Source organism: Thermoanaerobaculia bacterium (genome assembly GCA_035260525.1).
Taxonomy (GTDB): domain Bacteria; phylum Acidobacteriota; class Thermoanaerobaculia; order UBA5066; family DATFVB01; genus DATFVB01.
This window is the reverse complement of record DATFVB010000303.1, coordinates 1-13,598: the sequence shown is the minus strand read 5'-3', so window position 1 is coordinate 13,598 and position 13,598 is coordinate 1. Positions and strand designations below refer to the sequence as shown.

The following is a 13,598-nucleotide window of genomic DNA, read 5'->3' as shown; positions in this document are numbered from 1 at the left end:
CATGTAGCCGACCGTGCCCATCACCATCCCCGGCGTGGTCCCCGTCGCGATCTCCGAGACGCTCTGATCGGAGGACTCGACGAGCTTCGCCAGGCCGAAGTCGAGAACCTTGACGAATCCGTCCTTCGAGATCATCACGTTCTCGGGCTTCAAGTCCCGGTGGACGATGCCGGCGGCGTGGGCCTTGGCGAGCCCGTCGGCGATCTGGCAGGCGACGTCGAGGATCTTCTTCGGCGCCATGGGTTCGGACGGCAGCGATTCGCGCAGCGTCGCGCCGTCGACGAGCTCCATCGCGATGTAGGTCGTGCCGTTGGTTTCGCCGATGTCGTAGATCGAGACGATGTTGGGATGGTTCAGCGCGGAGGCGGCACGGGCCTCCTTCTCGAACCGGGCGCGGCGCTCGACGCTCTCCGACGCTTCGGCCGCGAGCACCTTGATCGCGACCTCGCGGCCGAGGCGGGCGTCGCGGGCGCGGAACACCTCTCCCATGCCCCCGGCTCCGAGAGGCGAGAGGATTTCATACGGACCGAGTCGGGTTCCGGCGGCGACGGGCATTTCGGGTTCGACCGATCTTACCCGATCGGAAGCCGCCGGTCAGCCGGCAGGAAGGGTAAACGGAGCGAGTCGATCACCGCTTCTTCGCGAGCCAGTTCTGGACGAGCGTAACCGGCGCCTCGGCGGACTGCGTCACGTCCTGGTCGACGAGGAATCTCTTCCCGTCCCTGGCGACGTCGTACTGGACGCCGTTGTCCGGCCGGAAGCGGGCCTCGAAGAGGAGCTGTGGAGTTCCGGCCTCGAACGCCGGGGCCGTCTTTACGGGAACCGACATCAGCTTGGTCCCGAGGTCGTAGAAGATCTCGCTTCCGTCGCGGCTCCAGAGCGGATCTTCGCCGCCGGAAGTCGAGATCTGCCATTTCCCGCCCGTATCCGGGAAGGTTCGGACGTAGATCTCGTTCTTGCCCGACTCGTTGGAGACGTAGGCGATCCACTTTCCGTCCGGCGAGAAGACCGGCTCGCCCTCGTTGAAGTCCGTCTGGAGGTAGGGCGCCGCTTTCTGGTCGGCGAAGGAGAAGGTCCAGAGGTCGCCGCTCTGGGCGGCCGCCTTCGTGCTGAACGTCTGGAACCCGATCCGGCTCCCGTCCGCCGTCCACGAGAACGGCGCCTTCAGAGCGTCGGAGGCGAGCACGGGCCTCTCTTCCCCCGTTCCGGCGGACGACTTCTCGTAGAGGTCTCCGGGATTCTTCCGGTCCGAGGAGAAGATGACGCGGCTGTCGTCCGGAGACCAGATCGGATAGCCGTCGAAGCCGGGGGCGAACGTGAGGCGCGTCTGGGTCCGCCGCGCGATGTCGAAGACCCAGACGTCGACGTTCGCCGAAGAGGGATCGCGGACGTCCATGGCGACCCTCTTTTCGTCGTGGGACAGCTTCGGCCGCGCGATCATCCCGGGATTCCCGATCGTCTCGATCTGCCGGCCGCTCCGGTCGAGCCAGGCGAGCTGCGAGAGACCGAGGCTCCCCCCGCCCATGTAGACGAGCGCCCCGGCCTGCGAGGCCGAGAACATCGACAGGCTGTATCCGCTCAGATTCTGCAGATGCTCGGCGACGGGAAACGCGTCTCCCGCGAGCTTGCGGCTCCCGGGCGAGAAGCGCTGCGCGAGGAGCGTTCCCTCCCGCACGAAGAGGAGGTGTCCGGATGCGTACTGGGCTTGCGCCTCGACATCGTGGAGGAGCTCGACGGTCTTTCCGTCGAGCCCCCCCACCCAGACCGACGTACGTTCCGGTTCGGTCCCGGAGCCCGTCGTCCGGTCGGCGTAGAGGAAGTGCCGCCCGTCCGGGAGGAACCACGGCCACCGATGCGTGTTCTCCTTGCGCGAGGCGTCGAGCTTCGTGATCGGGACGGAGGTGCCTCCGGCGGCGGCGACCTTCGAGAGACCCGTGTTGAAGTTCGGCGCAAAGACGATCGTCCCGTCCCGGTTCCACGAGCCGCCCCGGCCGTCGAGAGCATCGCAGACCGTCTCGGCCGGTCCCCCGGACGCGTCGATCTTCTTCAGCTTCGCGCCCACGAAGAAGCCGATCCGGGCGCTGTCGGGGGACCAGAACGGATACTTCGCGCCGTCCGTCCCGGCGAGCGGCTGGGCCGAGAGGCCGGAGAGCGCGCGCACCCAGAGCACGCTCTTGCCGGAAGGATCGGGCGCGACGAACGCGATCCGGCGTCCGTCCGGTGAGAGGGCCATCGCGCCCGAGCTGAAATCGAAGGACGATTTCTCGGGAGGCAGGATCGAGGTCTGGATTATCTCCGCGGGTCTCCCGGCGGCGCGCCACACGAGAGCGCCGAGCGCGAGAGCCGCGATCCCCAGGATGCCGGCCGCGATCCACGCCCAGCGTTCGCGCGAACGGCGCCGCGAGACGACGATCGCGGGCGCTCCCGCCTGCGAGCCTCCCTCGACGATCCATTCGAGCTGGAGCTTGACGTCGTGCGCCGTCTGGAACCGGTCGTCCGGCTCCTTGGCGAGGCAGGTCTTGACGACGCGGTCGAGCGCGGGAGGAGTCATCGGGACGATCGACGAGATCGGCGCGGGGTCCCGCTCGAGGATCGCCGCGATCATGCTCGCGCGGCTCTTCCCGGAGAACGCCTTGCGCCCGGACGCCATCTCGTAGAGAACGCACCCGAAAGCGAAGATGTCGCTCCGCGCGTCGGCGTCCTTGCCCTCGAGCTGCTCGGGCGCCATGTACTGGAAGGTCCCCATGATCGTGCCGCGCTCGGTGAGGTTCGCGGGGGTGGCTTCGGTCGGGAGCGACGAGAGCTGCGAGATTTGCGAGTCGACGCCGAGCGCGCGGTGCTTGGCGAGGCCGAAGTCGAGGAGCTTCACGCCCGACTTCGTCAGCATGACGTTGCCGGGCTTCAAATCCCGGTGGACGATTCCCTGCTTGTGGGCGCGGTCGAGCGCGTCGGCGATCTCGATGCCGAACCGGAGCGTCTGATCGGCCGGAAGCGGTCCCTTCGTCAGGCGGTCGGCGAGGGTTTCCCCCTCGAGGTACTCCATGACGAGGTACTCGACGCCCGCTTCGTTCCCGACGTCGTAGAGCGCGCAGATGTGCGGGTGCGAGAGCGCCGAGATCGCCTTCGCCTCGCGCTCGAAGCGCTGCTTCAACTCGGCGTTGTCGGAAAGGTGCGACGGAAGCACCTTGACGGCGACCTCGCGGCCGAGCCGCGTGTCGCGGGCGCGATAGACCTCGCCCATGCCGCCGGCGCCCAGAGGCGCGATCACTTCGTAGGGTCCGAGCTTGGCGCCTGCGGCGAGGGTCATCGCGAACCTCGGGCCGCGCCGAAGCGCGCCGCCGCGCGCGAAGGCGGCCCCCCCGCGCCGAGCGGCGAGAGGATCTCGTAGGGACCCAGGCGCGCGCCTGCTTGCAGCGTCACGACAGGATCCTCGTCCGCCGTAGTTCTTTGAAGCCTCGGCGAAGGAGAGGCGAAAGCGGACGCGTCGCGCAGAAGCTCCGGAGGAGCGAAGGCGGATCGTACGGACCCGGACGGGACCCGGCGGCGAGAGTCATTGATCCCCCGAGATTGGCCGCGATCATATCGCGGCGGCCGGCTCAGCGGCTCTTCTTCCCGTCCCCGACGCCCGGCACCCCCTCGATCGTCGAGATTCCGTAGAGCCTCTCGAGGAACGCGACGACGAGGCGCCTGCCGTCGGGCGAGATCGCGAACGACTCCGCCTCGAGATTGGGATCGAAACCGGCGACCTTCCGGCGTGAGGCGCTCGTGTCGCTCTTCTCCGGGTCGAAGTCCTGCTCGAAGATCCCGTTGACGCCCTTCTCGTCCTGGCCGACGAAGTAGATCCGCCGGCCGTCGAGCGACCATCGAGCGCGGCCGAGCGCCGTCTCCGTCGGCCGCGAGTGCGGGACCTCGATCGTGAACGGGAGCGTCTTCCGGTCGGCGACCCGCAGCACGCGGATCGGGCCGACCGTGAGATCGGGGCAGGCGACGTAGCGCCCGTCGGGCGAGGTCTCGGGGATGTTCAGACACGGGCCGACCTGCTCCACTTCCGTTCCGTCGGGCTTCGTACGGTAGAGCCCGGGTTTCGCGTTGTTCGTGAGCGCGAAGAGGACCCATCCGTCGGGCGTCGTCGTCGGGTTCTCCGCGTCCGTCTTCTGGTTCGTCACCGCGCGGGGCGAGCTGCCGTCGGGATCGGCCATCCAGATCTCGAGATGTCCCGTTCGGCCGGAGCTCCAGATGAGCTTGCCGTCGTGGGTGAAGCCGGGGTCCCAGTCGTCGGCGTCGTCCTCCGTCAGCCGCCGGATCGCGCCCGTCTTCGTCGAGATCTCCCAGATGTCGAGGTTCCCGCTGCGGTTCGACGAGAACGCGACCCACTCGCCGTCGGGGGAGAAGACCGGCTGCCGATCGGTGCTCGTCCCGCGGGCGAGCCAGCGCGGGGGCGCCGAGGGGCTCGTGAGGTCGTACTCCGCGAGGTTCTGCCGGGAGCTCGCTCCGTCGGCGACGAGCATCCCGCCGAGCGTGTCGATCACTCCGGCCTCGAAGGGGAGCCAGACGAGCGGCGTCGCCTTCCCGGTCCGCAGGTTCTCCCGGAGCAGCCGCCCCGCGCCGTAGCGGACCTGGAGCGCCTGCGCGTAGAAGACCGTGTGCGGGTCGCCGCTCCACACCACGTTCGAGAGGAACCCGAGGCTCGGCGGCACGCCGACCGAGCGCTGCGAGCTCCCGTCGACGGCGGCGACCTCGAGCCGGCCGCCGCTGTTGGAAAGGGAGGGGAAGGACGGCAGCACGATCGACTTTCCATCCGGCGAGAATCGCGGGGTCGCGACGAAGCGTTGCGGCCATCTCGCGATCTCCTTCGGCTCGCCGCCGTCGGCGCCGACGAGCAGGAGATGTCCGACCGCGTCGGTGTCGCCTCCGGTCGCCCGCACGAACGCGATCGTCCGCCCGTCGGGGGACCATTCCGCGTCGGACGCGTGCACCGTGATTTTCTTCGGCACGCCGCCGATCAGGGGAATCCGGTACAGGTCCGACTTCGTCTCGGAGGAAACGGGCACCGGTTGGAAATCGCCGCGAAGAAACAGGATCTGCGATCCGTCCGGAGAGAAGCGCGGCCCGAAATCGGGCCCCTCCGTCAGCGCGATCTCGTCGCCCGTCGCGAGCTGCTTGAGCCAGATCCGCTCCTTCCCGTCGCGCCGCGACGCAAACGCCATCGTCCTTCCGTCGGGGGAGATCGCCGGGAGCATGTCCTTCCCCGAATGGGTGAGCGGGCGGATCGCGACGAGCGCCGGGTCGGGGTTCTTGCGCAGCAGGCGGTCGACGAGCACGCCCGCCGCGAGCCCGGCCGCCACGGCGATGACGACCGCCGGCCGGACGCGGACGCGCCGCCCCGGCAGCGTTCCCGGGCGCGCGGTTCCGGAGGTCGATGTCGTGCCGATCGCTTCGAGATCGAAGGCGATGTCGCGCGCGGAGTGGAAGCGCTCCGCGGGGTTCTTCTCCAGGCAGTGCCGCACGATGCGGTCGAGCGCCGGGGGGATCTTCCGTCCCGACTCGGCGAGCTCCGGCGGGTCGTCGCGCAGAATCGCCGACATCGTGTCGCTCGCGGTGTCGCGCCGGAACGCGCGCTTTCCCGAGAGCATCTCGAAGAGAATCGCACCGAACGCGAAAACGTCGGATCGGGCGTCCACGGCGAGCCCTCGCACCTGCTCCGGCGACATGTAGCCGACCGTCCCCATCACGGTCCCCGGATCGGTGCGATGCGACATCGTCGGCGCGCTCGTGGCCTCGTCCTCGCGGACGCCGCCGATCCGCTTCGCGAGCCCGAAATCGAGGATCTTCACGCGCCCGTCGCTCGTCAAGAAGACGTTCTCGGGCTTCAGGTCCCGGTGGACGATCCCGCGCTCGTGCGCGGCGGAAAGCCCGATCGCCATCTGGTGCGCGTAATCGAGCGTCTTCCGGACCGGGATCGCCCCGGCCTCGAGCCGCTCGCGGAGCGATTCCCCTTCGAGGAGCTCCATGGCGGCGTACGCGATCGCACCTTCGCGCCCGAAGTCGTAGATCCCGAGAATGTTCGGATGATTCAGGGCCGCGACCGCCTTGGCCTCGCGCTCGAAGCGGGCGAGCGCGTCGGCGTCCGAAGCGAGCCCTTCCGGCAGGATCTTGATGGCGACGTCCCGGTCGAGCTTCGTGTCGCGAGCTTTGTAGACTTCTCCCATGCCGCCCGCGCCGATGGGGGAGAGGACCTCGTACGGGCCCAGACGGATGCCGGTCTTGAGAGTCATTGAAGCGTCATCGCTGTCCGGCGTGTTTCATTCGAGAAATTCGTAATCGACGCCGACCGCCTCGTAAGCGGGAACGGCGCGTCGATCGAAAGTCAGGAGCTTCGCCTTCGCCCGTTTCGCCGTAAGAGCGACGAGGGCATCGTAAACCGCGCCTCCCGCGATGCCGGCCGCCGCCGCGATCCCTACGAGGGACCGATGGGCGCCCCCCGGAAGCGCGAGCGGCGGCAGGGGAAAGGTCGTCTGCAGAAATTCATCGACGACCGCGGCCGGAGCTCGATGCGGCGGCGGGAGGCGAGTGAGAACGGAATAGGTTTCGATCAAGACGTGCGCGGGAAGGCGCGGTCTCCGGGCGAGGACCGCGGAGGCGCGCGAATGGGCCTCGTGCCAGCTCGCGAATGCCGCCACGACGACGCTCGTATCCAGGGCGATCAACGGCGGGTCCGCTCCAGCGTATCGCGGACGAGATCGTCCGTCAGGGGCGGGAGCTTCGACTTCGGAACGGCCGCGACGCCGTGCTTCCCGCGTCGCAGGCGCATCGGAGTCGGCGCGGGCGCGATCTCGATCCGCCCCTCCCGTTCTCTCACGTCGATCGCCTCTCCCGGGCCGAGCCCGAGGCGGTCGCGCAGGGCCTTGGGGATGACGATACGTCCGGCCGAATCGATGGTAGTGATCATGGCAGAATTTTACCATTTCCTCCTTCGCCGTTCGTCGCCGGGAATCACCGCGCCGCTCCGGGCCCGAGAACGATCCGCCCCGGCCGCGCCGCCGTGATGTGCCCGCCGTCGACGACGAGCGCGCCGTTGACAGCGACGTACGGGAATCCCGACGAGTAGTGCACCGGATTCTCGAACGTCGAGTTCACCTTCACGTTCGCGAGGTCCAACGCGACGACGTCGGCCGCCATGCCCGGCCGGAGGAGACCGCGGTCCCAGATGTGGGCGCGTGACGCGGAGAGCCCGGTCATCTTGTAGACCGCGGTCTCGAGCGGCAGCACCTTCTCGTCCCGAACGTACTTGGCGAGGAGCCGCGCCGTCGAAGCCCAGCCGCGCGGGTGCGACTTTTCCTGGGAGAGGATCCCGTCCTCGGCCTCCGCCGAGGAGTCGGTGCAGAACGCGACCCAGGGGTCCCGGATCGCGGCCTTCACGTCGTCGTCGCCGGCGATGAACGTGATGCAGTAGGAATTCGCCTTGTCCGCGAGAACGAGGTCCATCAGCGCGTCGACCGGGTCCTTCTGCTCTTCCTTCGCGATCTCTTCGATCGTCTTCCCCTCGTATTTCTTGAGCGACGGGTCGATCACCGTCGTCAGCAGGACGCCGGACGGGCCGCCCGAGCCGAGATACTGGTTCTCCCACTCGTCGGAGTCCTTCAGCATCTCGTCGCGCCCCTTCTTCCGGAGCGCGGGGTCCTTCAGCCGGGCGAGCTCCTTGTCGCGCCCGCCCTCGCGCATCCACGGCGGGAGGCAGGCGTCGAGGCCGTTCATCGCGGCCGTCCAGGGATACTGGTTCGCCGCCACGTCGAGGCCCTGCGCCCGCGCCTGCCGGATCTTCGAAAGCTCCCCGGCCATCTTTCCCCAGTTGCGCTGGTAGGCCGTCTTGAAGTGCCAGATGTTGGCGGGGATGTGGGCCTCGCGCGCGATCCGGAAGACCTCCTCCATCGAGGAGTCGATCCGGTTCCCCTCCGAGCGCTGGTGGGTAAAGTACGTCCCGCCCCAGCGCGCGGCGACCCGCGCCATGGCGATGATCTCCCCGGTCGAGTTGTACATGTCGGGGACGTACTGGAGCGACGTCGAGACGCCGAGCGCGCCTTCCTTCATCGCCTCGCCGACGATCGACTCCATCTTCTCGAGCTCGGCAGTCGTCGCGCGGCGGTTCTCCGTCCCGATCACGAGCTGGCGGACCGTCCCGAGGCCGACGAACGTGCCGAGGTTGATCGCCGCTCCCTTGCGGCGGAACGCGTCGAAGTAGCCGGTGAGCGTCGTCCAGTCGGGACGGACGCCGTAATGCTTCCAGACGTCTTCTTGCTCGGCGATGAGCTTCGGGGTCGTCGGCGCGATCGACTGCCCCTCGCCCGTGACCTCGGTCGTGATTCCCTGCGTGATTTTCGACGCCGCGCGGTTGTCGACGAGGACGTTGTATTCCGACTGCCCGAGCAGGTCGATGAATCCCGGCGTCACGACGAGCGCCCGGACGTCGATCCGGCGCTTCGCCGCCGCCTTCCGCGCCTCCGAGAGCGAACCGACCGCGGAGATCTTCCCGTTTCGGACCGCGACGTCGCCGCGGAAGGAGGGACCGCCGGTGCCGTCGACGATCAGCCCGCCCTCGAAGACGATGTCGTCCGGAGGAGTCGCCGGCGGCCGCGCCGCTGCCGTGAGCCCGAGGACGGCCGCCGCCGCGAGGACGAGGAGCGTCGTTCTTTTCATCGTGAGTTCTCCGGGGAATAATCTAGCACCGGAGGGAGAGAATGAATCCGAGAATCGCCCGAAACGTCCGTGGCGCCGCGCCGGCACGTCGCGGCGCCTCGCCGGCGCCGCTCGCTGCCCTGGCGGCGCTGGCCGCCGTCCTGCTGTCGCTTGCCGCCGCCGCCGGCGCGGCCGACATCGCCTCGTCGACGCGCCCGATCGCGCGGATCTGGCGGGGACACGTCCGGTCGGCGCAGGCCGACGCCTATCAGAAGTACCTCGACGACGAGGGCATCCGGAAGCTCCGGAAGATCCCCGGCAACGCCGGCGCCCAGATGTTCCGCCGCGACGAAGGGAAGACGACCGAGTTCGTCGTGATCTCCTACTGGAAGACCGCCGCCGACATCAAGAACTTCACGGGACCGGACTGGGAGAAGGTCCACGCGCTGCCGGACGATCCGAAGTATCTGGTGGGGCCGGCCGCGACCGTGACGCACTACGAGGTCATCGAGGACAAGTAACCACCTCTCCCGGCGGGAGAGGTTGCCGCGCCGTAGCTCCGGAGGAGCGAAGGCGGGCGGGTGAGGGAGCCTCGGTCGGTACGCGTAGCCGTCGGTCGGCTGCCCGCATCCTGTCGGGCTCGCGCCTCGCCGCGCCTGATTCCCTTTCGCGAGCTCTGGTTCAGCTGCTGTCGCCGTGCCTCCACCTCTCCCGGCGGGAGAGGTCGCGCCGCAGGCGCGGGTGAGGGAGCCTCGGTCGGTACGCGTAGCCGCCGGTCGGCGCCTTGGCATGCCAGTTGTCGCGCCGTTGAGGCGCGGTCAGACGGGTTGGAAGACGGGTTCGGGTGGGCCGGCCCGCGGGCGCGGCGAACCGAAGACGAACGTTAAGCCCATGGGCGGATCGCACGCACCCGTATAACGACCCGTATCACCGCGCCCGCTATCGCGCGTACCTCTTCATGGCGTCGCGAATCTCCGCCATCGCCTCCTTCGCGTCGCCGCGGCCGATCGTCCGCGTCGTCTCGCCGCGCAGGCGGTGGTATCCCTCGAAGAAGACGCCGATCTCCTCGAAGATGCGGCCCGGGATCCCGGCCGTATAGACACGGTCCTCGTGTTCGCCGTCGGGCGACGCGATGATCCGGTCGTTGCGGTCGCCGTCGGACTCCATCCGCAGGATTGCGCGGGGACGCGCGAGGACCACGCATCCGCAGAAGACGGGCTCTTCCATGAGGACGATCGCGTCGAGCGGATCGCCGTCCTCCGACCGCGTTCTCGGCAGGAAGCCGTAGTTCCAGGGAAACGCGAATCCCGGCGGCAGCACCTTCGTCAAGCGGAAGAGTCCGAGCTCCTCGTCCCATTTGTACTTGTTCCGGTTTCCCTTCGGCGTGTCGACGACGACCCGCAGACGTCCCTCGGCGTCGATCGGCTCGAAATCGCGCGCGAAGTCGGTCACTCGGGTATTCTCCGCGATTCGGCGGGCCGTTTGCATCGGCGGCAGCCGGAGGGCATCGGCGGCAGCCGGATTGGAGGCCCCGTGGAACAGATCACGTTGAACGAATACCTTCTCGACGCCCAGCGCGCCCATCCCGAGGCGACCGGGGAGCTGACCGAGCTCGTGAACCGAATCGCGCTCTGCGGGAAGATCATCGCGCAGCGGCTCCGGAGGTCGACCCTCACGGGCGACACGGGTTACGCGCGGACGTCCAACGTCTACGGCGAGCGGCAGGAGAAGCTCGACGTCTTCGCCAACGACGTGTTCCTGCGCCATCTGCGCTACGGGGGCATCGTCTCGCTCGCGGCGTCGGAAGAGATGGCCGAGCCGAAAGTCTTCTCCCCCGACGGCCAGGGGCACTACAGCGTCTCCTTCGACCCGATCGACGGCTCCTCGAACCTCGACGTCAACGGCACCCTCGGGACGATCTTCGGCGTCCGGCGCCGCCGCGAGCCGAAGGAGCACGACCACGGCCTGCTCACGTCGGGTCGGGAGCAGGTCGCAGCCGGGTACCTGCTCTACGGGCCGGCAACGGAGATCGTGATCGCGGACGGCAAGAGGGTCGCGATCTTCACGCTCGACGACTCCGGCGAATTCTTCCTGTCGAAGGAGAACGTCCGCCTGCCGCCGAGCGGAAAAGCCTACGCCGTCAACGAGGGGAACCAGACGCGCTGGAACGATCAGACGCGCCGGTACGTCGAGTGGCTCAAGACCCCGGATCCGAAGACCGGAAACGTGCACGCGACCCGCTACTCGGCTTCGCTCGTCGGCGACTTCCACCGGATCCTCCAGCAGGGCGGCATCTACCTCTATCCGGAGGAGCCCGGCGATCCGAAGACGCCGCACGGCAAGCTCCGCGTGCTCTACGAATGCCATCCGCTCGCGTTCGTCGCCGAATCCGCCGGCGGCCGCGCCTCGACCGGCCGCGGCGCCGTCCTCGATGTCGTGCCGGAAGACGTCCACGCCCGCTGCCCGCTCGCAATCGGCTCGACGGAGGAAGTCGATCGCTACGAGGCGTTCGTGGCGGGAAAAGCGTAGCGAAGGCGGGGACGGTCTTCGCTTCTCCCCGTGCGAGAGGCCGCCGGTATTCATCCCTCTCCCCGCGGGAGAGGGCAAGCGCCGCAGGCGCGCGGGTGAGGGAGCCCTGGTCCCGCCGCCGGGTTGACACGGCGGGGCGGCGCCGCTATCGTTACCAGTCCGATTGATCTTTTCCTCAGTAGCTCAATGGCAGAGCATCCGGCTGTTAACCGGAGGGTTGTAGGTTCAAATCCTACCTGAGGAGCCAAATCCCCGATTGAGAAAAGCGGTATTCACCCGGCGGGAGTTGCCGGATCTCGCCACGCGTGGGAGGTGAAAATTGAGAATCACCACTGATTCGGGCCGACTGCCTTCCCGGCGACCGCCGACACACCCGGGCGAGATGCTTCTGGAGGAGTTCCTGAAGCCGATGGGTGTGACCCAGGCCGATGCGGCTCGCCGGCTGAAGATTTCCGCCAATCGACTGAACGAGCTCATCCGTGGCAAGCGCGGGATGACCGCCGATACGGCGCTGAGGCTATCGCGATGGCTCGGCACGACGCCCCAGTTCTAGCTTCACCTCCAGGTCTCCTGGGACCTCTGGCACGCCATGCGGAAGAGCTCAGCGGCATAGCCGGCGTTGGGGGAAGTGTCACGCAGTTGTCTTGCCTCTTGAAGCACCGAAATGAAAAGCCCCCGGGCTTCCCCGGGGGCTGGCGCTTGGCGGTCGCCGGGCGGGACTTACTTGCCGTCCAGTCCCTGGTCGCTGCCGACACCCGTGACGAAGTCCCATCCCGTCGCGCACCGGAATCTGCCCGCGCGGCCGGAGGTGATGTCCCGGAAGGAGTCGGAGTCGCCAAGATTCCCGTAGATCGTCGAGAGCTCGGTCGCCGACGAGTCGAGGAAATGACCGGCGCTGTTGACGATCCCGGCGAGCGCGGGCGACGCCACGCTCGTGCCTCCGAAGACGAGCCAACCGGAGAGCCCCTGGCAGGGAGTGCTGTCGTACACGGAAACCCCGCTCGCGGGATCTGAATCGAAGGAGAAGTCGGGAGCGCCGCGATGGTCCCCGACGATGTCCGAGACGACGTCCTGAAACTCGGGACGCGGCTCGTACCGGCTCGGCCCGCCGCCGCTGCCGCTCCATCCCGTCTCGCTCGTGAAATTGCCGTCGGCGTCCCGGTTGATCCGCGTTCCGCCGGCGGAGACGACGTTCGGGGACACGCTCGGATAGATGTTGGCGCCTCCCCGGTCGCCGCTGGCGGCGAAATAGACGACGCCGTCCGTCGTGAAGAGCGAATCGTAGTCCGACTCGTACCAGAATTCGCTTCCGCCCCAGCTCATCGAGACCTCGCCGACGGGGTCGGCGGCGAGCTCGCTCGCGACGTCGACGGCGTCGAAGAGATCGTCGAAGCTGTTGCTGTCGGCTTCGACGAGGACGATCCTCGCGTTCGGCGCCATCGCATGCGCCCACTCGATGTCGAGGGCCGCCTCCTGCGCCCACCCGCAGTTCGTGCGCGGCTTCGTGCCGCTCGCGTACACCTGCGTGAAACAGCCGTTGTCTTTCGTGCAGGCGGGAAGGCCGAACTCCTCCGAGAACACCGCGAGATCGTTTTCCGCGGTCGGATAGTGGAACGCGTCCACGATCACGATGACGTTCGAGCCGCCGGCCGTCACGTTGGAAGACAGTTCGTAGACGGAGCGGATGGACGACGGCGTTTCACCGGTGGGTTCAGTAGCTCCGCCGGGTTTGCGCGCGACGTTGATCAGATGGTTCGTGTGCGCGCGGCGACCGATGTCGCGGGGATGCTCGATCGTGCTGTCGGGCACCAGAATCGGTCCGTGCGGTGTTGTTCCGCTTTGCGCCAATGCCGGGAGAGCGCATAACGCCGCACCGAGGAGTAGGGCGCCGGCAACTCCCCGCGCTGTGATTTTCTGCATGGCCTGAGCTCCTTTCGTTTGGAAGGCATCTGGCTTACCGCCGGATGGATAGAAACAGCCTTGCGTCCTGGAATTCTTCGAAAGTCCGTGAACACCAGTCGGATAGGCTCGCAGGGTTCTCTCCCCACCGCCAGATTCGATTCAATCAGGTGAGGCAGCGGCAAGGATCCCCGTCTGCCCCGCCGAGCGCGTGTTCCCGATTCCGGACGGCGCCGATCTCGTCGAGGCCGCGGCGCTTCCCGTCGCCTTTCTGACGGCCGACTACGCGCTGTCGGCCGGCGACGGGCGCGCCGGCGAGCGGCTCGTCGTCACTGCGGCGGCGGGAGGCGTGGGGAGCGCTCTTCTCCAGCTTGCTCGCCGGAAAGGACTACGGACGCTCGCCCTGGTCGGATCGGAAGCCAAGCTCGATCTTTGCCGGCGGCTCGGCGCGGAAGCCGTCGGGCTCTACGGATCCGCCGAAGCGCTGCTCGATGCCG

At 68.1% G+C, this 13,598-nt stretch carries 12 protein-coding genes and 1 tRNA gene; 5 read left to right on the top strand and 8 right to left on the bottom strand.

All coding sequences use genetic code 11. The features are described from left to right. From VKH46_14550 to VKH46_14525, 6 genes are all read right to left on the bottom strand, one after another. Positions 1 to 555, bottom strand: a 555-nt coding sequence (locus tag VKH46_14550; GenBank protein HKB72064.1) for a serine/threonine-protein kinase, incomplete at its 3' end; no start/stop codon positions are given. 73 nt (positions 556 to 628) lie between these two features. Then, positions 629 to 3,307 carry a protein kinase gene (locus VKH46_14545; protein HKB72063.1) on the bottom strand — a complete coding sequence of 893 codons (2,679 nt, stop codon included), beginning with the start codon at positions 3,305 to 3,307 and terminating at the stop codon, positions 629 to 631. A 289-nt stretch (positions 3,308 to 3,596) separates the two neighbouring features. Then, positions 3,597 to 6,275, bottom strand: a complete 2,679-nt coding sequence (locus tag VKH46_14540) for a protein kinase (protein ID HKB72062.1) — start codon at positions 6,273 to 6,275, stop codon at positions 3,597 to 3,599. 27 nt (positions 6,276 to 6,302) lie between these two features. After that, positions 6,303 to 6,707: a PIN domain-containing protein gene (locus VKH46_14535; protein HKB72061.1), complete on the bottom strand. Its 405-nt coding sequence runs from the start codon at positions 6,705 to 6,707 to the stop codon at positions 6,303 to 6,305. Continuing rightward, positions 6,704 to 6,949 carry an AbrB/MazE/SpoVT family DNA-binding domain-containing protein gene (locus VKH46_14530; protein HKB72060.1) on the bottom strand — a complete coding sequence of 82 codons (246 nt, stop codon included), beginning with the start codon at positions 6,947 to 6,949 and terminating at the stop codon, positions 6,704 to 6,706. Before VKH46_14530 ends, VKH46_14535 begins: the two co-directional genes overlap by 4 nt. A gap of 44 nt (positions 6,950 to 6,993) precedes the next feature. Further along, positions 6,994 to 8,694 carry a D-aminoacylase gene (locus VKH46_14525; protein HKB72059.1) on the bottom strand — a complete coding sequence of 567 codons (1,701 nt, stop codon included), beginning with the start codon at positions 8,692 to 8,694 and terminating at the stop codon, positions 6,994 to 6,996. Positions 8,695 to 8,735: 41 nt separating this feature from the next. Here VKH46_14525 and VKH46_14520 point away from each other — a divergent pair, with 41 nt between their 5' ends. Then, positions 8,736 to 9,194, top strand: a complete 459-nt coding sequence (locus VKH46_14520; protein ID HKB72058.1) for an antibiotic biosynthesis monooxygenase — start codon at positions 8,736 to 8,738, stop codon at positions 9,192 to 9,194. Positions 9,195 to 9,612: 418 nt separating this feature from the next. On the opposite strand, the gene VKH46_14515 is transcribed toward VKH46_14520, so the two are convergent. Continuing rightward, positions 9,613 to 10,125 carry an inorganic diphosphatase gene (locus VKH46_14515; protein ID HKB72057.1) on the bottom strand — a complete coding sequence of 171 codons (513 nt, stop codon included), beginning with the start codon at positions 10,123 to 10,125 and terminating at the stop codon, positions 9,613 to 9,615. A gap of 81 nt (positions 10,126 to 10,206) precedes the next feature. Here VKH46_14515 and VKH46_14510 point away from each other — a divergent pair, with 81 nt between their 5' ends. The 3 genes from VKH46_14510 to VKH46_14500 all read left to right on the top strand — a co-directional run bounded on the left by VKH46_14510 (position 10,207) and on the right by VKH46_14500 (position 11,755). Next, positions 10,207 to 11,202 (top strand): class 1 fructose-bisphosphatase, encoded by a 996-nt coding sequence (locus tag VKH46_14510; GenBank protein ID HKB72056.1) that lies wholly within the window; start codon positions 10,207 to 10,209, stop codon positions 11,200 to 11,202. Between the two features lie 172 nt (positions 11,203 to 11,374). Further along, positions 11,375 to 11,449: transfer RNA gene (locus VKH46_14505), tRNA-Asn, on the top strand. Positions 11,450 to 11,521: 72 nt separating this feature from the next. Further along, a complete protein-coding gene (locus VKH46_14500; protein ID HKB72055.1) occupies positions 11,522 to 11,755 on the top strand; it encodes a HigA family addiction module antitoxin in 234 nt (77 codons plus the stop codon). A 167-nt stretch (positions 11,756 to 11,922) separates the two neighbouring features. Here the strand turns inward: VKH46_14500 and VKH46_14495 are convergent, their stop codons facing one another. Next, complete coding sequence (locus VKH46_14495; GenBank protein HKB72054.1) at positions 11,923 to 13,011, bottom strand: S53 family peptidase; 1,089 nt, start codon at positions 13,009 to 13,011, stop codon at positions 11,923 to 11,925. 301 nt (positions 13,012 to 13,312) lie between these two features. On the opposite strand from VKH46_14495, the gene VKH46_14490 reads away from it, so the two are divergent. Further along, positions 13,313 to 13,598, top strand: a 286-nt coding sequence (locus VKH46_14490; GenBank protein ID HKB72053.1) for an NADPH:quinone oxidoreductase family protein, incomplete at its 3' end; no start/stop codon positions are given.